Genomic DNA, 23,157 nt, shown 5'->3' with positions numbered 1-23,157 from the left:
GCCGCTCAGCCCAGCAGCTCAACCCAGCAGCTCAGCCCAGCAGCGCGTAGACCGTGCTGGCCTGGGCGGCCGGGCCTGGGCCGCCCTCGGCGCCGAGCGTGATCTCGGCGAAGGCGAGCGTACGGCCCAGCTTGGTCACGCGCGCCTCGACGAGCACGTCGGCCGCGGTGACGGGCCGCTGGAACGTGGTGGACTGCTGGACCGTGGTCATCGGCACGAAGCCACCCCTGGCCGAGGAGATCGCGATGACCGTCGCGGTGTCGGCGGCGGCCATGAGCGCCTGGCCGCTGATCCCGCCGCCCTGCCTGGCCAGCCGTCCCGACCACGGCAGGCGCAGCAGCGCGTGGCGCTCGCCGACCTCCTCCACACGCAGTCCCAGGTCGAGAACCCAGGGGGCGAAGTTGTCCTTGAGAATGGCGTCGCCTTCTTCAGTGGTCACGCCGTCATCATGCACGCTGGAGGCATGCTTGAGGAGGTCTTCCTGCCGTCGACGTACGGCTCGGGCGTGCCGTACGAGCTGTTCGTGAGGCTGCGGCGCGACTCGCCCGTCTGCTGGATCCCCGAGCCCGAGGTCGGGCCCTGGCGTTCGGGGCCCGGGTTCTGGGGGGTGTTCGGGCACGCGGACGTCAAACACGTGCTGCGCACGCCGTCCGACTTCTCCTCCCACCTGGGCGCGACGCAGATCCGCGACCCCGACACCCCCGCCGACCTGGCCTTCGTCCAGGCGATGATGCTCAACACCGACCCGCCCGAGCACTCGAGGCTGCGCAGGATCGTCTCGGCCGCCTTCACCCCGCGAGCCGTGCGCGCGCTGGAGGAGACGATCGCCGCGCGGGCGGCGCGGCTGTTCGCGGCGGGGGAGTGCGACTTCGTGGAGGTGGCCGCCGACCTGCCGGTGTGGACGCTGGCGCACGTGATGGGCGTGCCCGAGCAGGACCGCCGCCTGCTGTACGACTGGGCGTCGCGGGTGATCGGCTACCAGGACGAGGAGTACGCGCACCGGTCCACCGCCGACGACCTCAGCCCGCTCGGCCGGATCGCCGTCGCGGCCAGACCCGGGCCCAGGCCGGGCGTCAACCCGCGGTCGAGGGCGGCGCTGGCGGACATGTTCGCCTACGCCCACGCGCTGGCCGCCCGCGCGGGCGGGCGTGACGACGTGATGGCGGCCATGCTCGCCGGCGGCCTGACGGAGGCCGAGTTCGAGAACATGTTCTTCCTGTTCGCGGTGGCGGGCAACGAGACGCTGCGCAACGGCATCCCCGGTGGCCTGCTGTGCCTGCTGGAGCATCCCGCCGCCATCGAGCTGCTGCGGCGGCGGCCCGACCTGCTGCCGTCGGCGGTGGAGGAGATGCTGCGCTTCTGGCCGCCGGTCATGGACTTCCGCCGTACGGTCACGCGCGACCTGGAGCTGGGCGGTCAGCCGATCAGGGCGGGCGACAAGGTCGTCGTCTACCACGCCTCCGCCAACAGGGACGAGACCGTCTTCCCCGACCCTGACCGCTTCGACATCACCCGCACGCCGAACGACCACGTCAGCTTCGGCTTCGGCCCGCACGTCTGCCTGGGCGCCCACCTGGCCAGGACGCAGCTGCGCGCGGTCTTCGCCGAGCTCATGAAGTGGGACGTACGGCTCGCCGGCGAACCCGTCAGGCTGATCTCCAACTTCCAGAACGGGTTAAAGCATTTGCCCGTCCTCCTAAAGTCGAGATCATGACCGACTACCTCGAGGTGAACAGGGCGAACTGGGACGAGCGCGTGGCCATCCACGTGGGCAGCCCGTTCTACGACGTCGAGGGCTTCAAGGCGGGTGAGCAGCCGCTGCGGGCCTTCGAGCTGGCCGAGGTGGGCGAGGTGCGCGGGCAGCGGCTGGTCCACCTGCAGTGCCACTTCGGCCTCGACACCCTGGGGTGGGCCAGGCTGGGCGCCGACGTGACAGGCGTCGACTTCTCCGGCAGGGCCGTCGAGGCCGCCCGCGCGATCGCCGCCGACTGCGGCCTCGCCGCCCGCTTCGAGCAGGCCGACGTCTACGACGCGGTCGCGGTGGCGGGCGACGGCTACGACATCGTCTACACCGGCATCGGCGCGCTGGTCTGGCTGCCCGACCTGGACAGGTGGGCGCGGGTCGTCGCGGACCTGCTCAGGCCGGGCGGCTTCCTCTACCTGGCCGAGTTCCACCCGTTCGGCGACATCCTCGACTTCGAGGACGGGTCCAGGGTGGCCTTCGACTACTTCGACCGCAGCCCCCAGGTGGAGGACTACCCGCACACCTACACCGGCCCGGAGGTGCTGGAGAACACCACGTCCGTGCAGTTCGCGCACGGCCTCGGCGAGGTCGTGACCGCGCTGGCGGCGGCGGGGCTGCGCATGGAGTTCCTGCACGAGCACGACTTCACGCTGTTCCGCCGCTTCGACTCGCTCGAACCGCACGGCCCGTTCTACCGCTTCCCCGAGGGACGGCCCGGCGTGCCGCTCCTCTACTCGCTGCGGGCGGCCAAGCGGTAGTGGACCTCCTCCAGGCCATCCTCGACCTTGCTGAACCCGCTCTCCTCGAACCCGAAACTCTCGTAGAAGCGCCGGGCGCGCGGATTGGCCGCCAGCACCCACAGGCCTACCGTGCGCTCGGCGGGGATCGTCTCGACCGTGGCCGTCATCAGGGCGCGGCCGAGCCCGGTGGACAGGTGGGCGGGCAGCACGTAGATCGCGTAGACCTCGTCGTCGCTCTTGTCGTCGCGGCTGCCGCCGTACCTGGAGAAGCCGACGACCTCGCCCGCGGCCTCGGCGACGAACGCGCGGGCGCGGCCGGAGACGAGCGCCCGCCTGCCCAGGCTCACGTTCTGTTCGGTGACCGCCAGGTCGTCGAGGAGGGCGTCGGGCATGGCCCCCCGGTAGGCGAACTTCCAGGTCTGGATCCTGACCGTCTCGATCGCGGGGGCGTCGTCGGGGGTCGCGGGGCGTACAAAAGTCTTCATAAGCGGCAATCGTCCACGATCTTGGCGCCCAGTGCACCCGAATTATCGCTGTGCGAATCGCGGCAAATTCCGAATTAACCAAAAACGCCCACGTGGACACTCGTCCGAATTCGCGTTCTCATAATCCCTGACACTCTTTCGGGATGAGGAGAACGCGTGCACAATTCACGGAAAATCGGAAGAATCGCCGTCGCATTCGCGGCGGCGATGAGTTTTGCCGTCGTCGACCCCGGCCAGGCCGCCGCCGACCCGCGCCCCGACCCGCGGCCCGGCCTGCGGGTCACCCGCTTCCTCGGCGAGCAGCGCCTGCCGCACAAGATGCAGGTGGAGGGCACCACCCTCGGCGGCCTGTCCGGCATCGACCGAGACCCGCGCACCGGCACGTGGTACTTCATCTCCGACGACCGCTGGCGCTACCAGCCCGCCCGCTTCTACACCGGACGCCTGGACATCGACCGGGTGAGCGGGGCGTTCACCGGGGTTCACGTCGACGGGGTCACCACCCTGCGGCGGCCGGACGGCACCCCCTATCCCGCCTACGGCCTGGCCGAGTCCGCCGATCCCGAGACCATCAGGTTCGACCGGTGGAGCCGCAGGCTGCTGTGGGGACACGAAGGCGACCGGCCGGACGAAAGAAACCCGGATATTCCGGTTTCCAGTATGTTCGTCAGATGGGTCGACACGAACGGCCGGCACCTCGGTGAATTGCCGATCCCACGCAATCTGAACCTGACCCGCACCTCCAGCGGCCCACGGCGCAATTTCGGTTTCGAGGGCCTGACCTTCGGCCGGCGCACCATCGCCGCCATCGTCGAGGGCCCCCGCTTCGAGGACGGCCAGCCGCCCACCGTCGATCGCGGCGCGCCTGCCCGCCTCACCGTGTGGAACCGCCGCGGCCGTCCGCTCGCGCAGTACGCCTACCCGATCGACCCGCTGCCCGTCGCCCCGATCCCGCCGACCGGCCACACCGACACCGGCGTCTCGGAGATCCTCGCCATCGACGACGACCGCTACCTCGCGCTGGAAAGGTCCTGGCTCGAGGGGGTCGGCTACCGGGTCAAGCTGTATGAGATCGACCTGCGGTCGGCCACGAACGTGCTGCGCAGGGACAGCCTGGCGACCGGCGAGCCGTACCACCCGGTCGGCAAGCGGCTCGTCCTCGACGTGAGCGCGCAGCAGCGGCCGACGCAGAACCTGGAGAGCCTCGCCTGGGGGCCGCGGCTGCGCACGGGCGAGTGCACGCTCGTGATCGGCTCCGACGACAACTTCGACGACCGCGAGGTCACCCAGTTCCTGGCCTACGCCGTCCGCGGCTGCCCGTCCAGGCGCTGAGCGGCGGCGCGCGGTCCGCACGGGTGAAGGGCGTCACGCCCTTCACCCCTCTGATTGCTAAGAAGGTAAAGGCCAGGCAAGATGTCCTGGCGTGAGAACACGAGCGGCAATCCAGTGGGCCCTGCCCTACTGGACACGCGGGCAGGCTGGGCGCGAGACGCCGCCAGAGCTTTTCAAGGTCCTCTATTACGGGTGGCTGGTGGCCTTCGTCCTGAAGGTGCTGGGCTCCTCGTGGGACGTCTCCTGGCATTTCAAGTGGCTGCGTGACGACCTGGCGCCGCCGCACCTGCTCAACTCGGCGGGCACGGCGATCGTCCTGGCGTTGACCATCATCCACGGCTACACCGGCTACGGCGTCGACAAGACCGCGCTGCGGCTGATCCAGTGGGGCACCGGCGTCTTCCTGGTCGCGGTGCCGCTCGACCTGATCAACCACCGGGTCAACGGGCTCGACATCACCTCGTGGAGCCCGTCGCACATCCTGCTCTACCTCGGCACCTTCTTCATGATCGCTGGGGTGATCCGCGGCTGGTACATCGGCGGCGGCGGCAAGCCAGTGCTGGCCGCGCTGTTCGCCTTCTTCCTGGAGAACATCCTCTTCCCCGCCCAGCACCAGGAGTACGGCGTGTTCGCCATCGCCGCCTGGGACAGGGGAGCGCCGCAGGCCGAGCCGATCCTCATGCAGTTCGCCGCCGACCAGATGGGCAGGCCGGTCGACCGCGACATGATGGTCGCCTTCTCGCTGCCGGTCCCCGACTTCCTCTACCCGGTCTACTTCACCGTCGCCGGCCTGATCGTGCTGGCCGTGGCGCGGATGATGGTCGGCAGGTTCGGCACCGCGACGCTGGTCGCCGTCGCGCTGGTCGCCTACCGCGCGGCCATCTGGCCGCTGCTCAGCGTCACCGGCTTCCCCGAGTCGGCGGTGCCGGTCTTCCTGGTCGTCGGCGCGATCGCGGTGGACGTGGCGTTCCTGATCCGCATGCCGTACCTGAGAGCCGTGCTCGGGGCGGTGCTGGCGACCGCCGCCGTGTACGGCTCGCTCGTCGCCCAGCACTCCCTGCTGGCCGCGCCGCCGCTGGCCAACTCCTCGGCCGTCTGGGCGGCGGCGGGCCTGGCCGTCGCGTGGCTGGTCATGGAGTGGTTCGTGACCAGGTTCGGGTTGCGCGCGGCCGATCAGCCGATCGGGGCGCGGGTGAGCGCCACGGCCACCCCGTAGGCCAGCCCCATCACGACGAGCTCCGTCGCCGCCCACGCGGCGACGGAGCTCTTCTGCTGCCGGGCGATGCCGGGCATGAGGCGCCACCTGATGTTGGCGGCAAGCGGGATCAGCAGGCCGACCAGCGCCACCTTGGCCAGCACGAGCAGCCCGTACTCGGAGGCGACCAGATCGCCCGGCAGCTCCACACCGGTGGTCAGCGCCATCGTGGACAGGCCGCTGACCAGGCCCGACAGAGAGACCAGGGCCAGCGCGACCGTGGCGACCCTGGAGAACTTCGGCAGCGCGAGGGCCAGCAGGTCGCCGCGCGCGGCGAGCGTGGCGCCGACCGCCAGCAGGCCGCCGGTCCACACGGCGGCGCCCATCACGTGGAGCTCCATCGAGATCATGATGGGGTCGTGCCACACCGAGTCGACCGCGTGGCCCGTCACCGGCACCGGCAGCAGGCCGAACAGCGCGATCACGATCCGCAGCTCGGCCGGGACCTTCTCGCCGAAGCGTACGGCCAGCAGGCCGAAGGCCGCGTAGCCGAGCGCGCACGCCGTGCTGAACAGCAGGCCCTGGCCCGCGCCCACCGAGCCGATGTAGGTGGCGATCATGCCGAGGGTCGGGACGGTTCCCGGGTTGAGCTCGGCGGTGTAGAGGACGATCGTCACCAGGGCGGTGATCGCCCAGATCCAGGCGGCGGTGACGGCGTGGGCCCTGACCCGGCGCATCACGGGCTCGGTGGCGTCGGGGTCGTCGAAGCCGAGCAGCTTGGGCAGCAGGCTGAGGCCGACGACGACGGCGGCGGCCAGATCGAGCAGGACTCTGACGGTGGGCAGGCCGTACTCGACGACAGGGCCGGGCAGCGGGATGCCGGGGACGGGGTCCTCGGCGGTCAGCGTGCTGGCGACGACGGCGGCGCAGACGGCGGCCAGCACCAGGCCCGCCACCATCCGGCTGCCGGTGCCGAGCCGGACGGCGGGCCGGAGCGCGGTGACGGTCACGCCTCGCCCTTCCCCTCGGCGCGGGTGAGCGTCGCGCCCTCGCCCGGCCCCGCCCCTGGGGCGGGCGACGACCCGGACGACCCGGCTGCGGGGGTGGGCGCCGGGCCCGTGGTCGGCCCCGCAGCCGTGGTGGCGCGGCGCAGGGCGATGACGGTGCCGCCGCCGAGCAGCACGAGCGCGCCGACGATCCACACGATCGCCATGCCCGCACCGCCGTTGGCCGCCGCCTCCGCCGCCTGGGCGCTGAGGTCTGCCGCCTGCGACGGCGGCGCGGCGGGCGCCTGCGCGGCGGGCGCGCCGGCGCCCGCGACGGTCAGCGTGAACGTCACCTTCCCCGAGACCGGATGCCCGTCGGCCGACAGGATCCGGTAGCCGATCACGTACGCGCCCGCGGGCCCGAGCGGCCTGAGCGGCGTGACGACCTTCGACCCGCTCACCGTGGCCTGTCCGGCCTCCCACCGGCCGCCGTCCGGCCCCGTCACGCTGACCTGCGTGAACCCCTGCCGCGCCGGCTGGTCGAACTCCAGCGTGACCTGCTCGGGCGCGGCCGACAGCTGGGCGCCCTCCTTGGGGTCGCTGCCCGTCAGCACGTTGTGCGCCTGCGCGGGCGCGACCGTGACGCCCAGCGCGGCGCACGCGAGCAGCAGGACCGTGAGTAGCCGCCTCACCGATCTCGACCTTCCGTAGAGCTGTCTTGACCAAGACATGGTCCCACTGCTGTCCACCTGCCGCGTTCGGGGTGTAGCCGTGATGATCGGGTACGGCGTAGCATGCCGCCACCGCGACACCCCCGATCACGCCGCGCGGAGGCCCCTCATGAGCAGCGTCTCCCCACCGACCTCCGGCGCGCTGGCCGAACCCGTCGCCAGAGTGGGCCCCTGGTGGGTGACGAGCCTCGCCCTCGCCAACCTGGCGCTGTTCGTCGGCTACTTCGCCCCGCTCCAGGTGCTGCTGCCCGAGCAGATCGCCGTCGTCGCCCCCGGCGCCAAGGAGAGCGCGCTGGCCTGGGTGACGGGCGCGGGCGCCCTGGTGGCGATGCTGGCCAACCCGATCGCGGGCGCCCTGTCCGACCGTACGACCGGCAGGTGGGGCCGCAGGCATCCGTGGACGCTGGCGGGCACGCTCGCCGGCGGCGCCGCGATGGCGGTGCTCGCCTTCCAGTCCAGCGTGGTGGGCATCGCGCTCGGCTGGTGCCTGGCCCAGGCCGCGCTCAACGCCACCCAGGCCGCCCTCAGCGCGGGCGTGCCCGATCACGTGCCGGTCAGCCAGCGCGGCGAGGTCTCCGGGTGGATCGGCATCCCCCAGTCGGTGGGCGTGGTGCTCGGCGTCGTGCTGGTGACCGTCGTGGCCACCACGACCAGGTCGGGCTACCTGCTGGTCGGCGCGGTGGTGGCGGTGTTCGCGCTGCCGTTCGTGCTGACCACGAAGGATCCGAGGCTGACCGAGCGTCCGCCGTTCGACCCGAAGCAGCTGTGGGTCAGGCATCCGGACTTCTTCTGGGCGTGGATCACCCGTTTCCTGATGATGCTCGGCAACGCGATGGCCACGCTCTACCTGCTGTACTTCCTCACCGACGAGGTGGGCTACGAGCGGCTGTTCCCCGGCGAGAAGGCCAGCGACGGCCTGCTGGTCCTCATCCTGATCTACACCGGCGCGGTCGTGCTCACCACGGTCGTGGCCGGGATCGTCTCCGACCGGCTGGGCAGGCGCAGGCTCCTGGTCACCGTCTCGGGCCTGATCAGCGTGATCCCCGCGGTCATGATGGCGTTCTGGCCGCAGTGGCCGGTGGTCATGGCCGCCGCCGCGATCCTCGGCGCCGGGTTCGGCGCCTACCTCTCGGTCGACAACGCCCTGGTCACCCAGGTGCTGCCCACCGCCGGCGGCAGGGCGAAGGACCTGGGTGTCATCAACATCGCCAACTCAGGGCCCCAGGTGCTCGGCCCGGTGGTCGCCGGGCCGATCGTGGCGGGGCTGGGCGGCTACACCGTGCTCTACCTGACCTCGGCCGTCCTGGCCCTGTTCGGCGCGGTGCTGGTGTGGAAGATCCGCGGCGTGCCGTAACCGGGCCTGATCGGCCTCGATGACCCGAACTTGACGGGAGTCTGGCCGGAAACCTCCCCATATGCGGGCAAGCCGTCGTCATGGCCCCGCACAGGGAGGGAGGCAGGATGACGACGATCATCGTGTGGCAGGAGGCGGGCGAGATGGAGCGGCGCCGCCTACTGGCCAGGGGTGGCAGCGCCGCCCCCGACGCCGAACTGGTGCAGTCGGTGGCCGACCTGGTCCAGCGCGTACGGCGGCGCGGCGACGAGGCGCTGGTCGAGGCCCTGCACAGGTTCCACTGCGTCAGGGCGGACCTCAGAATCGGCCCCGGCGAGCTGGAGGCCGCGGGAGACGGTCTCGATGTTGGGCTCAAGGAGGCGATCAGGGTGTCCATCGCCCAGACCAGAGCCTTCAACGAGGTCGCGCTGGCCCGCTCGGCGTGGCGGGCGGAGATCGACGGGGTCGGGCTGGGCGAGTTGACCCGCCCCATCGAGAGCGCGGGGTTGTACGTCCCGTGCGGCAAGGGCTCCTTCCCCTCCCTCCTGATCATGGTGGCCACTCCCGCGGTCGTGGCTGGCGTCGGCCGGATCGCGCTGGTCGTGCCGCCGGGCGTGGACGGCACCGTGGACGCCGCGGTGCTGTTCGCCGCGCACGAGCTGGGACTGACCGAGATCTACCGCAGCAACGGCCCCGCCGGGATCGCCGCCCTGGCCTGCGGCACCGCGACGATCCCCGCCGTCCGCAAGCTCGTCGGTCCTGGCAGCCCCGCCGTGACCCTCGCGATGGCGGAGGCGCAGCGGCTCGGCTGCCTGGTCGAGGTGGGCTTCGGGCCGGCCGACTCGCTGATCGTCTGCGACGGCGCGGCCGACCCCAGGCTGCTGGCCGCCGACCTGCTGAACGAGGCCGAGCGCGGCCTCGACTCGGCCGCCGTCCTGGTCGGCACCGATCTGCAGGTGCTGAAGCGGGCCGCCGCCGAGGTGAGCGCCCAGATCGCCGACCTGCCGGGGCCGCGCCGCGACTATGCGGAGACCGCGGTGCGGGCCAACGGCGGCATCGTGCTGGCACGCTCGCGTGAGGAGGCGATGGCCTTCGCCAACGCGTACGCTCCCGAACACCTCCAGCTCGCCGTCGAGGATCCCGAGGCGTGGCTTCCGCTGGTACGGCACGCGGGCACGGTCCTGCTCGGCCAGTGGACCACCCCCGCGGCGTCGAACTTCGCCATCGGCACCCCCGCCACGCTGCCGACGTCCGGGTTCGCGAAGGTGACCAGCGGGGTGTCGGTGCACACGTTCCTGACCAGGATTCCGGTCGCCCAGCTCGACAAGGACGCCTTCTGGCGGCTCGCGCCGACGATCACGGCGCTGGCCGAGCACGAGGGCTTCCCCGCCCACGCCGCGACCGTCACTGTGAGACAGAACTGAGACCTGCTCCCCGCGGCGCGGGTTGGACGGCCCGGGCCGCGGGGACGGACACTCGCGCCTCACCGACGCCGGGTGGAAGGGTCCGTCATCAGGGCCGCCTGCGCGGCCGCACGGGAAGGCGCTGAGACGCACGTGTGCCGGTCCCGCACGGGAGTCGCGGGACCGGCATCAGGGTTTCACCCGCTAGCTCGAACGCTGGCCCCGCCGCAAGGGGAGCGAGGACTTGGCCAGCCGGTGCGAGAGCGCCCCGCCGCCCGATGTCCGCTCGGTCGAAGCCGACTCCTTGCGAGTCGCCTTCGAGGGCTTGACGGCCGGAGCCTCGGACTCGCCGCGCAGGGAGTGCTGCTCGCGGCTCTGTCGTGACTTGGAACTCACACCATCACCTCCCGATATGGGAGTTATGTCCGTTTCGGGAAGGGCGAAACGCGCCTGATGGCCAGCGCCGCCGCCCTGATGGCGCCGGTGGGGGAGAGCCGGGCCGCGCGCCAGGCCAGGCGTCCCGAGGCGGGCGCGACGATGATCGCCTGGTTGCGGGCCACCCCACGGATGATGTCGGCCGCCAGCGCCTCCACCGGATAGAGCCTGCCCTGCGCCCTGACCGCCGCGCCGCGCGCCTGGGCTCCCGTCTCCGTGTACGGCAGGCCCGGGTTGGCGTTGTCCAGCAGCGGCGTGTCGGTGAAGCCAGGGCACACCACGCTCACCCTGACCCCGTGCGCGGCGGCCTCGGCCCGCAACGCCATCGACAGGCCGACGACCGCGTGCTTGGTCGCCGTGTAGGGAAGCATGAGCGGCGCGGGCACGAGCCCGGCCAGCGAGGCGGTGTTGACGATGTGGCCGAAGCCCTGCTCGATCATGATCGGGTAGGCGGCGTGCACGCCGTGCACCACCCCGCGCAGGTTGACGTCGATCGTCTTGTCCCAGTGGTCGAGCGTCAGCTCCTCGGCGTGGCCGCCGACGGCGATCCCGGCGTTGTTGAAGACGAAGTCGAGCCTGCCGTACCGCTTCCTGACCTCGTGGATCGCGGCGGCGACGGCGGCGGGGGAGGTCACGTCGACCTCGGCGAATTCCACTGAGGGCAGCTCGGGGGCGACCAGGTCGGCGACGGTGACGGCTACGCCCTTCGCGGTCAGCGCCATGGCCAGCGCCCTGCCGATGCCCGAGGCGCCGCCGGTGACGAAGGCCGTCTTCGGTGGGGGCTTCCTCATCGGCGCGGCTCCGCCCAGATGCCCATGACCTTCCAGATCCGCCTGCTGACCGGGTTGACCAGGCCCAGTTCGACGCAGAGCTCGCGGGTCTTGCCGACCGAGTCGCGGATCTCCGTCCTGAACTCGTCGTTGTCGGTGTAGACCTCCTTCACCACCTGGGGCGGGATCTTGAAGGCGCGGATCATCGGCCCCGGAGGAGACAGCATGATCCTGGCCATGAACCCCAGGATGACCGGCGAGATCACCCCGAGCGTGAAGCGCCGGTAGCGGGGCATGCGCGGCACGCGGCGGCGCAGGTAGTGGCGCGCGAAGGAGATGTGCCTGGCCTCCTCGGCGATGTGGATGCGCATGATGGTCTCTTCGAGCGGGTGGTGCTTGTAGCCGTCCTTGAGCACCTTGCGCTGCACGTGGTCGATCGGGTCCTCGCCGCCGAGCACGAAGACGAAGAACAGCTCGGTGGAGATCAGCGGGATCCAGGGCGCCACCTGGGCCAGCAGCGAGAGCGGCCCCGGCATGCCGCGGATCGGGAGCTTCGTACGGTTGACGAACTCCTGGAACATCATCCCGTGATGTCCCTCTTCGATGGTCTCGTGGTAGACGTAGCGGAACTCGGGGGAGCCGTTGGGCAGGCGGTAGGCGTAGTTGAGCAGCCCGCGCTTGAGCAGGTTCTCGAACTGCAGGCCGATCTTCATGGCCGTCGCCACCCGCCACAGCCCGATCCGCGCCCTGGTCCCCGGCGAGCGGCTGCGATACCAGGGATGCCGGCCGAGCTTGTCGACCGGCGGCAGTTCCCACCGGGGATCGGCGGGGTCGATGAGGAAGTCGGGGTCGTCCCACGGGATGTCGACGTACGGCTCCCAGTGCTTGTCGACCGACGCCTTCGACAGGCGCTCGATGACTGCCTCGTATGCGCGCTTCTCCGCGACCGACTCGTCGCGTTCCCTGGCGGCGGTTGCGCCCGGTGCAGCTGTCATGCCCGCAATTGTACGGAGAATCCAATAACTACGAAAGGTCCTCCGCCGCGATGCCCAGCTCGGCGGCCGCGGCCGTACGCACGAGTTCGGCCAGCCGGTAGCGCGACAGCAGCTTGCGGTGCACGGTCACCTGGACGGCCAGCCCGTCCACCAGCGAGATGATCCGCCAGGTGGCGGCCTCGGGATCGGCGCAGACGAACGCGCCCGAGGCCACGCCCTCCTCCACGATCGCCTGGAAGGACTCCTTCCAGCGCAGGTCCAGCCGCCGCGAGGTCTCCTCCAGATCGGCGCTGCGCATCGACTCGGCCCACGCGTCCACCCAGACGCGCCACATCTTGCCCGAGCCGGTGGGGGAGTAGAGCTTGAGCAGCGCGCGCAACCGCTCGATCGCGGTGCCGCCGGAGCGCTCCAACGCGGCCAGAGCGTCCAGGTCGCGTCTGGCCGCGTAGGCGAAGGCCTGGGCGAACAACTGGTCCTTGGTCTCGAAGTGGTAGAAGAGCAACGCCTGGCTGACGCCGGCCGCCCGCGCGATGTCGAGCGTCCTGGCGTGCCCGAACCCCTGTGCCGCGATGACCTCACAGGCGGTCTTGAGTAAGTCTTCTCGCCGCAATCGGCTGAAACCACGTGTCACAGGGGGAAACTGTATTACCCGTGGTAACTGTTGCGTAGGGGAAGATGCAGGACAAAGCGGGCACCCGAGTCGGAGTCGACGATCTTGAGCACGCCGCCGTGGGCGTTGGCGATCTCCCTGGCGATCGGCAGGCCGAGCCCGGTGCCGCCCGCGTCGCGGTTGCGGGCGGCGTCGAGCCTGGTGAACCGGCGGAAGACGATCTCGCGCTGGTCGGACGCGATGCCGGCGCCGTCGTCCAGCACCTCGAGCACCGCCTCGAAGCCGTTGTCGTAGACCGAGACCTCGATGGTCGACTCCGCGTGCCGTTCGGCGTTGTCCAGCAGGTTGGCGAGCAGCCTGACCAGCCGCAGCCGGTCGCCCGTCACCACGACGTCGCGCTCCAGGGAGCGGACGATCGCCTTGCGCGCCGGCCGGCGGTTCAGCTCCTCGCCCACCAGCGCGCCCAGATCCACCGGCTCCTTGGCGCCCGGCGCTCCCGCGTCGAGTCGCGTGAGGGTGAGCAGGTCGGTGACGATCGCCTGCAGCCGGTCGAGGCTGGACAGCAGCGCCTTGCTGGTGTGAGTCCAGTCGGTGTCCTCCGGGTGCAGCAGCGCCTCCTCGACCTGGGCTCGCATGGCGGTGATGGGGCTGCGCAGGTCGTGTGAGGCGTCGGAGGCGAACCTGCGCTGCTGCTCCACCGCCGCCTCCAGCCGGTCGAGCGTCTGGTTGACGGTCTCGGCCAGGTCGGAGATCTCGTCGTCGTGGCGCGAGGGCGGAACCCTGCGCCCCAGATCGGTGGCGGTGATCTCGGCCAGCTCGTCCTTGATGGACGCCACCGGAGCCAGCGCCCTGCGCACGGTGAACCACGCGCCCATGGTGGCCACCCCGGTCAGCAGCAGGATCACCAGCCCGGTCATCAGCGGATAGAGGGGATGGATGTACCAGGGGACGACGGGGGCGTAGGCGTAGACCATCCAGTAGCCGCCCGCCACCTTGGCGCGGTGGGCCACGGCGATCAGGCAGTGCTCGCCCGGCACCTGGGTGGTGCACACCGTGGTCCTGAGCCTTCCCTCGTCCTGCCCGGCGCTCAGGTCGACCAGCAGCGGCTTGCCCAGCAGCCGGGCGCTGGCCTGGCGCACCTGACCGCGCTCGTCGGCCACCTGGATCAGGTCGACCTCCTCCGACAGGGGCAGCGGCTTGAGGGCGCCGGGCGCGGAGGACTCCACGCTGAGAGCGACCCTGCGGCTGGTCGCCACGGCCTGCCCGGCCGTGTACTCCCGCAGGACCGCCTGGACGAGCAGGGTGATCACCACCGCGGCGGCCAGGCATCCCGCCAGGGCGGTGACCGCGGTGATGAGCGTCAGCCTGCTCCGTACCGACCACGTGGTGAGCATGTCAGCCCCCCTTCGACGGCAGCCGGAGCACGAAGCGTGCCCCCGCCGGGGAGTCGGCCAGCCCCAGCGTGCCCGCGTGGGCCTCGGCGATCTCGCGGGCGATTGCCAGGCCGAGGCCGGTGCCGCCCGCGTCGCGGTTGCGGGAGGCGTCGAGCCTGGTGAACCGGCGGAAGACGAACTCCCGCTGTTCGGGCGCGATGCCCGCGCCGTCGTCCAGCACCTCGAGCACCGCGTCGGAGCCCTCGTTGTAGCACGAGACGGCGAGGGCGCTCTCGGCGTGGCGTTCGGCGTTGTCCAGCAGGTTGGTCAGCAGCCGCGCGAGGCTGACCCTGTCGCCGTCCACGGCCACGTCGGGGCGCAGGTCGAGCTTGACCTCCTTGCCGCGCGGCCGCCCTTCCAGCTCGGCGGTCACCAGTTGCGCCAGGTCCACCGGCACGCACGCCTGCGGCTCGTGCGCGTCCAGCCTGGCCAGCGTGAGCAGGTCGGTCACGATCGCCTGCAGCCGGTCGAGACTGGCCAGCAGCGCGTGCGCGGTCTGCTCCCATTCGGCCTCCTCGGGATGCAGCAGCGCCTCCTCGACCTGGGTCCGCATGGCGGTGATGGGGCTGCGCAGGTCGTGTGAGGCGTCTGAGGCGAACTTGCGCTGCTGCTCCACCGCCGCCTCCAGTCGGTCGAGCGTCCTGTTGGCGGTCCTGGCCAGGGCGTGCAGCTCGTCGGGGTTGGGCGGCACAGGGACCCGCTGGCCGAGGTCGGTGGCGGTGATCTCGTCGAGCTTCTGCCTGATCGCCTCGACGGGCGCGAGCGTCCGTTCCACCGTACGGGAGGTGCCGAACCAGGTCAGCGCGATCAGCGCGAGCGAGATCCCGATCAGGAAGGCCAGCACCCACGGGTGGACGTACCAGGGGACGGTGCCGCCGAAGGCGTACACCATCCAGTCGCCCTCCTCCTCGTAGACCCGGAAGACGGCGACGATCTGGCACGGGCTGTCGAAGCCCTCCAGCCCGCACACCTCCTGCGTACGGCTGGCGTTGTCCTGGTCGGGGGTGAACGTCAGCAGTCGCGGGTAGCCCCTGAGGTTGGCCGTGGAGGCCACCACCTCGCTGTCGGTGTTGAGCACCTGGACACCCTCGGCCGCCGAGACGACGACGGCGGGCAGGTCGCCCCGCTTGATCAGGTGCACCACGCGCAGGGCGGCGCTGACCACCTCCTGGGTCCGGTAGTTCACCGCGGCCCCGTGGACGCCGAGCAGGACGAGGCCGTTGACCGCGATACACAGTGCGGCCACGCCGACTGTCGCTATCAGCGTCAGTCGTGCGCGGACCGACCCCGCGTACCGTGCGATCACACCTCTCCCCCCGGTAATCAGATGATCACACTAGGTGCCCTGGACTCTAATTAACGGAGATTCATTGACAAATCCGGACAAATCTCTGCACTAGGCGAGGGGAGGTGGGCTGATTAGAGTAAGTGAGCACTGATACCGAGGAGACGATGTGAACCTTGACGAGTATCGGAGCGCCGCCAGGAGCTGGCTGGCCGAGAACGCCCGCCGCACCGACGCCACCGAAGAGATCGACGCCAGAGAGTTCATGGCCAGGCTCCACGACGCCGGATACTCGGGCATCACCTGGCCGAAGCGGTGGGGAGGGCAGGGCCTCACCCAGGCCGAGGAGCGCGCCTTCGCCGCCGAGGCCGCCGCCTACACGCTGCCCACCTACATCTTCTCCATCGGCCTGGGCATGTGCGGGCCCACGCTCCTCGACAAGGGCAGCGACGCCCAGCGGGAGCGCTTCATCAGGCCCCTGCTGCGCGGCGAGGAGGTCTGGTGCCAGCTGTTCTCCGAGCCAGGCGCGGGCAGCGACGTGGCCGCCCTGCAGACGCGTGCCGTACGCGACGGTGACAGCTGGGTCGTCAACGGCCAGAAGGTATGGACCTCCGTCGCCCAGCTCGCCGACTGGGGCCTGCTGCTGACCAGGACCGACGTCGAGGTGCCCAAGCACAAGGGCCTGACGATGTTCGTGGTCGACATGCACCACCCGGGCGTCACCGTGCGGCCGCTCAAGGACATGACCGGCCGCGCCCACTTCAACGAGGTCTTCTTCGACGACGTGACGATCCCCGACGCCCACCGGGTCGGAGAGGTCGACGACGGCTGGAGCGTGGCGGTGACGACGCTGCTGCACGAGCGGCTGTCGATCTCCGCGGGCGTCGGCATGGGCGGCGGCGTCGACTGGCTGGCCGAGCTGCGCCAGGCCGTGGACACCAGCGACCCCTACGTCCGCGACCAGCTCGTCGAGCTGCACATCCGCACCCGCGCGCTCTCGCTGTTCAACCAGCGCCTGGCCCAGGAGACGAAGGCGGGCATCTTCCCCGGCGCCCGGGGGAGCGCGGCCAAGCTGCTGCTGGCCGAGCTGACGCTCTTCCAGGCCGACCTGGCCACCTCGCTGGTCGGCCCCGCCGCCGTGGTGGACGAGCGGCTCTCCCACGCCCTCTGCCTGGCCCCCGCCATGGCGCTGGGCGGCGGCACGAACGAGATCATGCGCAACATCGTCGGCGAACGCGTGCTCGGCCTGCCGCCCGAGCCGCGCGTGGACAAGACCGTGCCGTTCAAGGACCTGAAAGTGGGGACGCAGGGGTGAAGCTCGTACTCGGCCAGGAGCAGCAGGAGCTGCGGGCCACCGTCAGGTCCTTCCTGCAGACCGTCTCGCCGCGCGAGGGCCACGCGCCCGCCGTCTACGCCCGGCTCAACGGGGAGCTCGGCCTGTCCGGCCTGATCGTCCCCGAGGAGTACGGCGGGGCCGGCGCGGGCATGACCGAGCTCGCGGTCGTGCTGGAGGAGACGGGTGCCGCCCTGCTGCCCGGCCCCTTCCTCGCCAACACGCTGGCCACGATCGCGCTGACCCGGCTGCCCGACAAGGAGCTGCTCACCGCCGTCGCGGAGGGGCGCCTCACGGCCACCGTCGCGCCGCTGCCGGGCGGCGGCGACCTGGTCGCCTCCTCACGCGACGGCGAGACGCTGGTGGAGGGCAGGCTGGCGCAGGTGCTCGGCGCGGCCGAGGCCGACATGCTGCTCGCGCCCGTCACCCGCGACGACGGCCTCGCCCTGGTCGCCGTCGACCTGACCGGTCAGGGCGTCACCCGCCGCCCGCTGGCCGCGCTCGACCAGACCAGGAGCATGGCCGAGGTCGTGCTCACGGGCGCCAGAGCAAGGATGCTCGGCTCGCCGCCCGACGGCGCCGCCCTGGAGAGGGCCTGGACCCTCTTCTCCGTCGCCCTGGCCGCCGAGCAGCTCGGCGTCATGCGGGCCTGCCTCGACGCCATCGTCGCCTACGCCAAGATCCGCGTCGCCTTCGGCCGGTACGTCGGCTCCTACCAGGGCGTCAAGCACAAGCTCGCCGACATGCACGCCAAGCTCGAACAGGCCGAGTCCATCGTCCGCTACGCCGCGTGGGCCGCCGACGAGTCACCGGGCGAGCTGCCGCAGGCCGCCGCGCTCGCCCAGGCCTACGTCGGCAGGGCCTGCTTCGAGGTGGCCCGCGACCACCTGCTCCTGCACGGCGGCATCGGTTTCACCTGGGAGCACGACGCGCACCTCTACTACAAGCGGGCCAAGACCGACGAGGTCCTGCTCGGCCCGCCCCGCACGCACCGAGAGCGGCTGGCCGACCTGCTGGAGCTGTGATGAACGGGTTCTACGAGATAGCCAAGTCCGACCCGGAGCGCCTGGCCGTGGTGGAGCCGCGGACCACCTACGGCGAGCTGCTCGCCCGCGTCAACCAGGTCTCCCACGGGCTGCGCGCCAGAGGGCTCGGCACCGGCGACGTGGTGGCCGGTGTGCTGCGCAACGGTGTCGAGCAGGTCGTCATGCTCATGGCCACCGGGCAGGTCGGCCTCTACTACGTGCCGATCAACTGGCACCTGACCCAGGCCGAGATCGACTACATCGTCGGCGACTGCGACGCGAAGGTCGTCGTCACGAGTGCCGAGGACGTGGCCGCCCTGGCCGAACGCCGGCCGTCCACCGACCCCGAGGACCGCACCGCCGGCGCGGTCATGTGGTACACCTCGGGCACCACGGGCTTCCCCAAGGGCGTGCAGCGCCCGCTGCCAGGAGCCGAGCCCGAGGCCATCGTGCCGCTGTACACGTGGTTCCTCGGCGAGGTCGTCGACCTCCAGGCGGGCGAGGGCGTGCACCTGGTCACCTCGCCGATGTACCACTCCGCGCCGTGCGCGCACACGCAGTTCGCGCTGCACCTCGGGCACACGCTGGTCATCGCGCCGCGCTTCGAGCCAGAGCCGGTCCTGGAGCTGATCGACAGGCACCGGGTCACCAACGCGATGATGGTGCCCACGATGTTCCACCGGATGCTGCTGCTGCCGGAGGAGGTCAGGAAGCGCCACGACCTGTCCTCCCTGCGGCAGGTGATCCACACCGCCGCCGCCTGCCCCGTCGCCGTCAAGAAGGCGATCATGGACTGGTGGGGCCCGGTGCTCTACGAGTACTACGGCTCGACCGAGTCGACCATCGCCTTCTCGGTCAAGCCGCACGAGTGGCTGGCCAGGCCCGGCACGGTCGGCAGGCCCGCCCCGACCTTCGAGGCGAAGATCCTCGACGAGCAGGGCGCGGAGCTGCCGCCTGGCGAGCCGGGCCTGATCTACGTCAAGTCGGGCCTCGGGAGCTTCGAGTACCGCAAGGACCCCGCCAAGACCGCCTCCAGCATGCGCGGCGAGTGGTACACCCCCGGCGACATCGGCTACCTCGACGAGGACGGCTACCTGTTCCTGTGCGACAGGCGCACCGACCTGATCGTCTCGGGCGGGGTCAACATCTACCCCGCCGAGATCGAGGCCGCCCTGCTCGAACACCCGGCGGTCGCCGACGCCGTGGTCATCGGCGTGCCTGACGAGGAGTGGGGGCACAACGTGGTGGCGCTGGTGCAGCCGCACGCGCAGGTCACGGCGCAGGAGCTGCTGGACCACCTGGAGCCGCGCATCGCCAGGTTCAAGCACCCGAAGGTCATCGAGTTCCGCGCGGAGCTGCCGCGCACGCCGACGGGGAAGCTGTCGCGCTCCAAGGTGCGGCAGGAGTATCTGGCAGCCCTCGGCTGATCGCCCGCCGCGAAGTACTCCCTGGGTACGATGCCCGGCCGGAGATCTCCCTCTATCGTGCCGGTATGAGGCTCGATCGGGATGTGGTGCTCGCGGTGGTGGTCGCGGCGGCGCTGGTGGGTGGCGAGGTGCTGCTCTCGCCCGGCCTGACGCCGCTCGACTACGGGCTGGTGCTGGGCGGCACGCTCGTGCTCGCGCTCAGACGGCGGCACCCGATCGCCGTGCTGGCGGTCACCGTCGCGTGCATGCTCGCCTACAGCGCGCGCGCCCACCCCGGAGCGGTGGCGGTCTTCCCCGTGCTCATCGCCGTCTACACCACGGTCAGGCAGGGCAGGCACCCCGCCGCCCTCGCGGGCATCCTGGTCTTCGTCGCCGGCATGTTCGCCTTCGGGCAGGACGCGACGCCCGCGCTGTCGGCCAGGTCGGCGATCGAGAGCAAGGTGCTGCTCGTCGGCTGGCTGGTGGCCGCGGCGGTGATCGGCGAGGCCCAGCGCGCCTGGAGCCACTACCTGGAGCAGGTCGAGCAGCGCGCGGCCGAGGCGGAGCGCACCCGCGAGGAGACCGCGCTGCGCCGCGCCGGGGAGGAGCGGCTGCGCATCGCCCGCGAGCTGCACGACTCGCTCACCCACAGCATCTCGATCATCAAGGTGCAGGCCGGAGTGGCCGCGCACCTGGCCCGCAAGCGCGGCGAGGAGGTGCCCCCTTCGCTGACCGCCATCCAGGAGGCCAGCGCCGACGCGATGCGCGAGCTGCGCGCCACGCTGGAGGTGCTGCGCTCGGAGGAGGGCAGCGGGCTCGGCCAGATCCCCGAACTGGTCGACCGGACGCGCGCGGCGGGGTTACCCGCCGAGGTCGAGGTGAGCGGCTCGCCGCGGCCCCTGCCCACTGAGGTCGACAGGGCCGCCTACCGCATCGTCCAGGAGGCGCTGACGAACATCACCAGGCACGCGGGGCCCGCCTCGGCCTGCGTCCGCATCGGATACCTGCCAGACGAGGTGGTCGTGCAGATCGACGACGACGGCGCCGCCGTACCCGACCAGAAGCATCAGCCGGGCATCGGGCTGAAGGGGATGCGCGAGCGCGTCACCGCGCTCGGCGGCGACCTGCGCGCCGAGCCCAGGCCCGAGGGCGGCTTCACCGTCAGGGCCCAGCTCCCGGCGGCACAGTCATGATCAAGGTGCTGCTCGCCGATGACCAGGCGCTGATCAGAGCGGGTTTCCGGGCGCTGCTGGAGGCGGAAGACGACCTGGAGGTGGTCGGTGAGGCGGCCGACGGCCGCCAGGCCGTCGAGCTCGCCGTACGGCACCAGCCGCACGTCGCGCTCGTCGACATCCAGATGCCGGGCATGGACGGCATCGAGGCCACCAGACGCATCGCCTCCGACGAGCGGTTGAGCGGCGTGCACGTGGTGATGCTGACGAACTACGGCGTCGACGAGTACGTGCTCGACGCGCTGCGCGCGGGCGCGGCCGGTTTCCTGCTGAAGGACACCGAGCCGGCCGACCTGCTGTCCGGGATCAGGGTCGCGGCCAGGGGCGACGCGCTGCTGTCGCCGACGATCACGCGCAGGCTGATGGACGAGTTCGTCCTGCGCGTGCCCGCCGGCCAGGTGACCGACCTCGGCCCGCTCACCAGGCGCGAGCAGGAGGTGCTGGCGCTGGTGGGGCGGGGCCTGTCCAACGACGAGATCGCCGAGCACATGGTGATCAGCCCGTTCACCGCCAAGACCCACGTCAGCAGGGCGATGGTCAAGCTGGGCGCGCGGGACCGCGCCCAGCTCGTCGTCATCGCCTACGAGTCGGGCCTGGTGGCGAAGCGCACCTCGCCGGTGAACCGGGTGCCGCCCTCCGGGGTGTCGCCGAGGTAGAAGCGGGCGGTCAGCGTCCTGTCGTGGGTGTCGAGCACGCTCGTCCACGTGGTGCGCCACTCCTTGTCGGCGCCCGCGGCGACCTCGCGCAGCGCGCCGGCCAGGCCTTCAGCCGACAGCGGCGCCTCCTTGCTCCGCTCGTGCAGCGTGCGGAGCCTGCCGAAGGTGTCCATCGTGCTCTCGTCGTCGGCGGGCAGCAGCATCGGGTCGGGGTGGCGGTGCAACGGGTGGTTGGTCACGCACTGGGGCGCGTCACCGGCGTCGATGATGCGCTCGCTCTCCCACACGAACGCCTGGCCCGAGGCGTCGGCGATCAGGTAGTGCAGCGGCATCCCGTGGTCGTAGTGCTTGGCCATCAGCAGCGCCCGCTTGGCCTGCTCGACGTTCTCGCACGTGTCGAGCACGAACCTGGGAAGCTGCACCGAGCTGAGGCCGACCCGCAGGTCGAACGACTCGGGCGGCGCGGCGTTGCGCACGTCCGCGATCAGCAGCACCACCGCCAGGCCCGCCTCGTTGACGCCGTCCATGCAGCCGTCGAGCTCGTTCATGGTGATGACGGTCGAGGCCAGGCCCTCGTCAGGGACCGTGGTGATGACGTAGGGGCGCGAGGCCATGGGCAGCTCGCCCGGCACCGCGGCCTGCCCCATCATGATCTCGCTGGTGGTGAGGGTGAAGAAGTCGTAGTTGCGGGCGATCCTGCCGTGGCCGTCGGTCGCGGCCGAGGGCGGGCACCACAGCGCCGAGCAACCCGACCCCGCCGGCAGGGCGTTGAGTCCGTCCAGGACGAGGTCGTCACGGTCGGGGTCGAGGTCGAAGGCCGCCGCCACGCCGTCCAGCCGTTCGTGGTGCTGCGGCCAGAAGCGCTCGAACCAGGCCATGCGCGCCCTGTTCACGGTCTGGTCGCCGGGCCGCGGCGCCCAGCCGGAACGGGTGCGCGCCTCCCGCGCCAGCGCCTTGCCGATCTCGAACTGGTCGCCGCGCACGGTGAGGTGCCTGACGAGCTGGAAGTCGTTCTCGCCGCCTGCGATCTGGATGCTTGTCATGCTCCGAGCCTGCGCGGCGGCGCTGACCGCCCGCTTACCGCTCGCTGACCGCCCTGCGGTAGCGCTCGGCCAGCCCGCGTACCGTCTCTGCCAGCTCCGGCGGCTCGATCACCTCGAAGTCGACGCCGAGCAGGCCGATCCACACCGCGATGGCGGTCAGGTCGTCGCCACCTGCGTGCGCGATCGAGGTGTGCTCATCGACCGGGTCGAAGTCCATCCCGGTCTGCATGGCCGCCATCCGCTCGGCCGGCGCGTGCACCAGCACCTTGGCCCGGTAGCGCCACATCGCGGTGGTGACGCCGCGCTCGACGTGCTCGGCCACGTCGAAGGGCAGCTCGCGCGGGGTGAAGCGGGCCCCGTTCGGGGTGCGGACGGAGATCCTGTCGACCCTGAACGTCCGCCAGTCACGCCGCTCGACGTCCCACGCCACCAGGTACCACCGGCCGCGCCGGTGCACCAGCCGGTACGGCTCGGCCTCGCGCCTGCCGGCGGCGCCGTCATGCCCCGTGTAGTCGAAGCGCAGCCGCTCGTGGTCGCGCGCGGCGTTGGCGATCGTGGTCAGCAGTTCGGGCCGCACCGACGGCGCCGCGCCGGGGATCTGGACGGTGTAGGCGTTGAGCGCGCTGACCCTGCGCCGCAGCTTGGCCGGCAGCACCTGCTCCAGTTTGGCCAGCGCCCGCACCGAGCTCTCCTCGATGCCCGCCACGCCGCCGCCCGCCGCCCTGCCCAGGCCGACCGCGACCGCCACCGCCTCCTCGTCGTCGAGCAGCAGCGGAGGCAGGGCGGCGCCCGCCCCGAGCCGGTAGCCGCCCGCCACGCCCGGCGTGGCGTGCACCGGGTAGCCGAGCGTGCGCAGGCGCTCCACGTCGTTGCGCACCGTGCGGGTCGTCACGCCCAGGCGGTCGGCCAGCTCGGGGCCCGGCCACTCCCTGTGCGCCTGGAGCAGGGAGAGCAGCTTGAGCAGACGGGCCGAGGTTTCCAGCAT

Annotated in this window: 23 protein-coding genes; 11 read left to right on the top strand and 12 right to left on the bottom strand. The window is 71.4% G+C overall.

The window, feature by feature from the left end; all coding sequences use genetic code 11:
- Positions 1 to 31: 31 nt before the first annotated feature.
- Entirely contained in the window at positions 32 to 439 is a 408-nt protein-coding gene (locus tag ACFXJ8_RS25015; RefSeq protein ID WP_379646367.1) for a PaaI family thioesterase, read from the bottom strand.
- Between the two features lie 24 nt (positions 440 to 463).
- On the opposite strand from ACFXJ8_RS25015, the gene ACFXJ8_RS25010 reads away from it, so the two are divergent.
- The gene (locus ACFXJ8_RS25010) at positions 464 to 1,714 is read left to right on the top strand and encodes a cytochrome P450 (RefSeq protein WP_379646366.1); all 1,251 of its coding nucleotides are present in this window, start codon (positions 464 to 466) and stop codon (positions 1,712 to 1,714) included.
- Positions 1,711 to 2,502 (top strand): class I SAM-dependent methyltransferase, encoded by a 792-nt coding sequence (locus ACFXJ8_RS25005; RefSeq protein ID WP_379646365.1) that lies wholly within the window; start codon positions 1,711 to 1,713, stop codon positions 2,500 to 2,502. Before ACFXJ8_RS25010 ends, ACFXJ8_RS25005 begins: the two co-directional genes overlap by 4 nt.
- Here ACFXJ8_RS25005 and ACFXJ8_RS25000 read toward each other — a convergent pair.
- Positions 2,475 to 2,969: a GNAT family N-acetyltransferase gene (locus tag ACFXJ8_RS25000; RefSeq protein WP_379646364.1), complete on the bottom strand. Its 495-nt coding sequence runs from the start codon at positions 2,967 to 2,969 to the stop codon at positions 2,475 to 2,477. The genes ACFXJ8_RS25005 and ACFXJ8_RS25000 overlap by 28 nt on opposite strands.
- Positions 2,970 to 3,176: 207 nt before the next feature.
- Between ACFXJ8_RS25000 and ACFXJ8_RS24995 the strand changes: the two genes are divergently transcribed.
- Both ACFXJ8_RS24995 and ACFXJ8_RS24990 read left to right on the top strand, forming a co-directional pair.
- Entirely contained in the window at positions 3,177 to 4,301 is a 1,125-nt protein-coding gene (locus ACFXJ8_RS24995; protein WP_379646363.1) for an esterase-like activity of phytase family protein, read from the top strand.
- Between the two features lie 91 nt (positions 4,302 to 4,392).
- On the top strand, positions 4,393 to 5,517 hold the full coding sequence (locus tag ACFXJ8_RS24990) for a hypothetical protein (RefSeq protein WP_379646362.1): 1,125 nt from the start codon (positions 4,393 to 4,395) through the stop codon (positions 5,515 to 5,517).
- Here the strand turns inward: ACFXJ8_RS24990 and ACFXJ8_RS24985 are convergent.
- Positions 5,475 to 6,506, bottom strand: a complete 1,032-nt coding sequence (locus tag ACFXJ8_RS24985; protein WP_379646361.1) for a copper resistance D family protein — start codon at positions 6,504 to 6,506, stop codon at positions 5,475 to 5,477. The two genes, ACFXJ8_RS24990 and ACFXJ8_RS24985, sit on opposite strands and share 43 nt — an antisense overlap.
- A complete protein-coding gene (locus ACFXJ8_RS24980; RefSeq protein ID WP_379646360.1) occupies positions 6,503 to 7,174 on the bottom strand; it encodes a copper resistance protein CopC in 672 nt (223 codons plus the stop codon). Before ACFXJ8_RS24980 ends, ACFXJ8_RS24985 begins: the two co-directional genes overlap by 4 nt.
- Positions 7,175 to 7,322: 148 nt before the next feature.
- Between ACFXJ8_RS24980 and ACFXJ8_RS24975 the strand changes: the two genes are divergently transcribed.
- Both ACFXJ8_RS24975 and hisD read left to right on the top strand, forming a co-directional pair.
- Positions 7,323 to 8,567, top strand: coding sequence for an MFS transporter (locus tag ACFXJ8_RS24975; protein ID WP_379646359.1), 1,245 nt, complete (start codon positions 7,323 to 7,325; stop codon positions 8,565 to 8,567).
- Between the two features lie 107 nt (positions 8,568 to 8,674).
- A complete protein-coding gene (gene hisD / locus ACFXJ8_RS24970) occupies positions 8,675 to 9,970 on the top strand; it encodes a histidinol dehydrogenase (RefSeq protein WP_379646358.1) in 1,296 nt (431 codons plus the stop codon).
- Between the two features lie 183 nt (positions 9,971 to 10,153).
- Here hisD and ACFXJ8_RS24965 read toward each other — a convergent pair whose 3' ends face one another.
- From ACFXJ8_RS24965 to ACFXJ8_RS24940, 6 genes are read right to left on the bottom strand one after another with little or no spacing between them, the layout of a single operon-like run.
- Positions 10,154 to 10,345: a hypothetical protein gene (locus ACFXJ8_RS24965; RefSeq protein WP_379646357.1), complete on the bottom strand. Its 192-nt coding sequence runs from the start codon at positions 10,343 to 10,345 to the stop codon at positions 10,154 to 10,156.
- A 23-nt stretch (positions 10,346 to 10,368) separates the two neighbouring features.
- Entirely contained in the window at positions 10,369 to 11,175 is an 807-nt protein-coding gene (locus ACFXJ8_RS24960; RefSeq protein ID WP_379646356.1) for an SDR family NAD(P)-dependent oxidoreductase, read from the bottom strand.
- Complete coding sequence (locus ACFXJ8_RS24955) at positions 11,172 to 12,149, bottom strand: diiron oxygenase (protein ID WP_379646355.1); 978 nt, start codon at positions 12,147 to 12,149, stop codon at positions 11,172 to 11,174. Before ACFXJ8_RS24955 ends, ACFXJ8_RS24960 begins: the two co-directional genes overlap by 4 nt.
- A gap of 28 nt (positions 12,150 to 12,177) precedes the next feature.
- Positions 12,178 to 12,780, bottom strand: a complete 603-nt coding sequence (locus ACFXJ8_RS24950) for a TetR/AcrR family transcriptional regulator (RefSeq protein ID WP_379646354.1) — start codon at positions 12,778 to 12,780, stop codon at positions 12,178 to 12,180.
- A gap of 14 nt (positions 12,781 to 12,794) precedes the next feature.
- The gene (locus ACFXJ8_RS24945) at positions 12,795 to 14,153 is read right to left on the bottom strand and encodes a sensor histidine kinase (protein ID WP_379646353.1); all 1,359 of its coding nucleotides are present in this window, start codon (positions 14,151 to 14,153) and stop codon (positions 12,795 to 12,797) included.
- A gap of 1 nt (position 14,154) precedes the next feature.
- On the bottom strand, positions 14,155 to 15,438 hold the full coding sequence (locus ACFXJ8_RS24940) for a sensor histidine kinase (protein ID WP_379646352.1): 1,284 nt from the start codon (positions 15,436 to 15,438) through the stop codon (positions 14,155 to 14,157).
- A gap of 208 nt (positions 15,439 to 15,646) precedes the next feature.
- Here ACFXJ8_RS24940 and ACFXJ8_RS24935 point away from each other — a divergent pair, with 208 nt between their 5' ends.
- The 5 genes from ACFXJ8_RS24935 to ACFXJ8_RS24915 all read left to right on the top strand — a co-directional run bounded on the left by ACFXJ8_RS24935 (position 15,647) and on the right by ACFXJ8_RS24915 (position 21,129).
- The gene (locus ACFXJ8_RS24935) at positions 15,647 to 16,792 is read left to right on the top strand and encodes an acyl-CoA dehydrogenase family protein (RefSeq protein WP_379646351.1); all 1,146 of its coding nucleotides are present in this window, start codon (positions 15,647 to 15,649) and stop codon (positions 16,790 to 16,792) included.
- Positions 16,789 to 17,835, top strand: a complete 1,047-nt coding sequence (locus tag ACFXJ8_RS24930; RefSeq protein ID WP_379646350.1) for an acyl-CoA dehydrogenase family protein — start codon at positions 16,789 to 16,791, stop codon at positions 17,833 to 17,835. Before ACFXJ8_RS24935 ends, ACFXJ8_RS24930 begins: the two co-directional genes overlap by 4 nt.
- Positions 17,835 to 19,262, top strand: a complete 1,428-nt coding sequence (locus tag ACFXJ8_RS24925) for an AMP-binding protein (RefSeq protein WP_379646349.1) — start codon at positions 17,835 to 17,837, stop codon at positions 19,260 to 19,262. The genes ACFXJ8_RS24930 and ACFXJ8_RS24925 overlap by 1 nt, the downstream gene beginning before the upstream one ends.
- 65 nt (positions 19,263 to 19,327) lie before the next feature.
- Positions 19,328 to 20,434, top strand: coding sequence for a sensor histidine kinase (locus ACFXJ8_RS24920; RefSeq protein ID WP_379646348.1), 1,107 nt, complete (start codon positions 19,328 to 19,330; stop codon positions 20,432 to 20,434).
- Positions 20,431 to 21,129: a response regulator gene (locus ACFXJ8_RS24915; protein ID WP_379646347.1), complete on the top strand. Its 699-nt coding sequence runs from the start codon at positions 20,431 to 20,433 to the stop codon at positions 21,127 to 21,129. The genes ACFXJ8_RS24920 and ACFXJ8_RS24915 overlap by 4 nt, the downstream gene beginning before the upstream one ends.
- Here ACFXJ8_RS24915 and ACFXJ8_RS24910 read toward each other — a convergent pair.
- Both ACFXJ8_RS24910 and ACFXJ8_RS24905 read right to left on the bottom strand, forming a co-directional pair.
- Positions 21,054 to 22,172, bottom strand: coding sequence for a C45 family autoproteolytic acyltransferase/hydolase (locus ACFXJ8_RS24910; RefSeq protein WP_379646346.1), 1,119 nt, complete (start codon positions 22,170 to 22,172; stop codon positions 21,054 to 21,056). The genes ACFXJ8_RS24915 and ACFXJ8_RS24910 overlap by 76 nt on opposite strands.
- A 34-nt stretch (positions 22,173 to 22,206) precedes the next feature.
- A complete protein-coding gene (locus ACFXJ8_RS24905) occupies positions 22,207 to 23,157 on the bottom strand; it encodes a helix-turn-helix transcriptional regulator (RefSeq protein ID WP_379646345.1) in 951 nt (316 codons plus the stop codon).

The organism is Nonomuraea sp. NPDC059194, assembly GCF_042754765.1.
Lineage (GTDB): Bacteria > Actinomycetota > Actinomycetes > Streptosporangiales > Streptosporangiaceae > Nonomuraea.
The sequence above is the reverse complement of the archived record's forward strand: the minus strand, read 5'-3'. Positions and strand labels throughout refer to the sequence as shown.

What these genes read in the sequence shown, in the direction of transcription:
- ACFXJ8_RS25010 (WP_379646366.1), top strand. Translation starts at nt 464, where the DNA reads ATGCTTGAGGAGGTCTTCCTGCCGTCGACGTACGGCTCGGGCGTGCCG.
- ACFXJ8_RS25005 (WP_379646365.1), top strand. Translation starts at nt 1,711, where the DNA reads ATGACCGACTACCTCGAGGTGAACAGGGCGAACTGGGACGAGCGCGTG.
- ACFXJ8_RS25000 (WP_379646364.1), bottom strand. Translation starts at nt 2,969, where the DNA reads ATGAAGACTTTTGTACGCCCCGCGACCCCCGACGACGCCCCCGCGATC.
- ACFXJ8_RS24995 (WP_379646363.1), top strand. Translation starts at nt 3,177, where the DNA reads ATGAGTTTTGCCGTCGTCGACCCCGGCCAGGCCGCCGCCGACCCGCGC.
- ACFXJ8_RS24975 (WP_379646359.1), top strand. Translation starts at nt 7,323, where the DNA reads ATGAGCAGCGTCTCCCCACCGACCTCCGGCGCGCTGGCCGAACCCGTC.
- hisD (WP_379646358.1), top strand. Translation starts at nt 8,675, where the DNA reads ATGACGACGATCATCGTGTGGCAGGAGGCGGGCGAGATGGAGCGGCGC.
- ACFXJ8_RS24960 (WP_379646356.1), bottom strand. Translation starts at nt 11,175, where the DNA reads ATGAGGAAGCCCCCACCGAAGACGGCCTTCGTCACCGGCGGCGCCTCG.
- ACFXJ8_RS24955 (WP_379646355.1), bottom strand. Translation starts at nt 12,149, where the DNA reads ATGACAGCTGCACCGGGCGCAACCGCCGCCAGGGAACGCGACGAGTCG.
- ACFXJ8_RS24945 (WP_379646353.1), bottom strand. Translation starts at nt 14,153, where the DNA reads ATGCTCACCACGTGGTCGGTACGGAGCAGGCTGACGCTCATCACCGCG.
- ACFXJ8_RS24925 (WP_379646349.1), top strand. Translation starts at nt 17,835, where the DNA reads ATGAACGGGTTCTACGAGATAGCCAAGTCCGACCCGGAGCGCCTGGCC.
- ACFXJ8_RS24920 (WP_379646348.1), top strand. Translation starts at nt 19,328, where the DNA reads ATGAGGCTCGATCGGGATGTGGTGCTCGCGGTGGTGGTCGCGGCGGCG.
- ACFXJ8_RS24915 (WP_379646347.1), top strand. Translation starts at nt 20,431, where the DNA reads ATGATCAAGGTGCTGCTCGCCGATGACCAGGCGCTGATCAGAGCGGGT.
- ACFXJ8_RS24910 (WP_379646346.1), bottom strand. Translation starts at nt 22,172, where the DNA reads ATGACAAGCATCCAGATCGCAGGCGGCGAGAACGACTTCCAGCTCGTC.
- ACFXJ8_RS24905 (WP_379646345.1), bottom strand. Translation starts at nt 23,157, where the DNA reads ATGCTGGAAACCTCGGCCCGTCTGCTCAAGCTGCTCTCCCTGCTCCAG.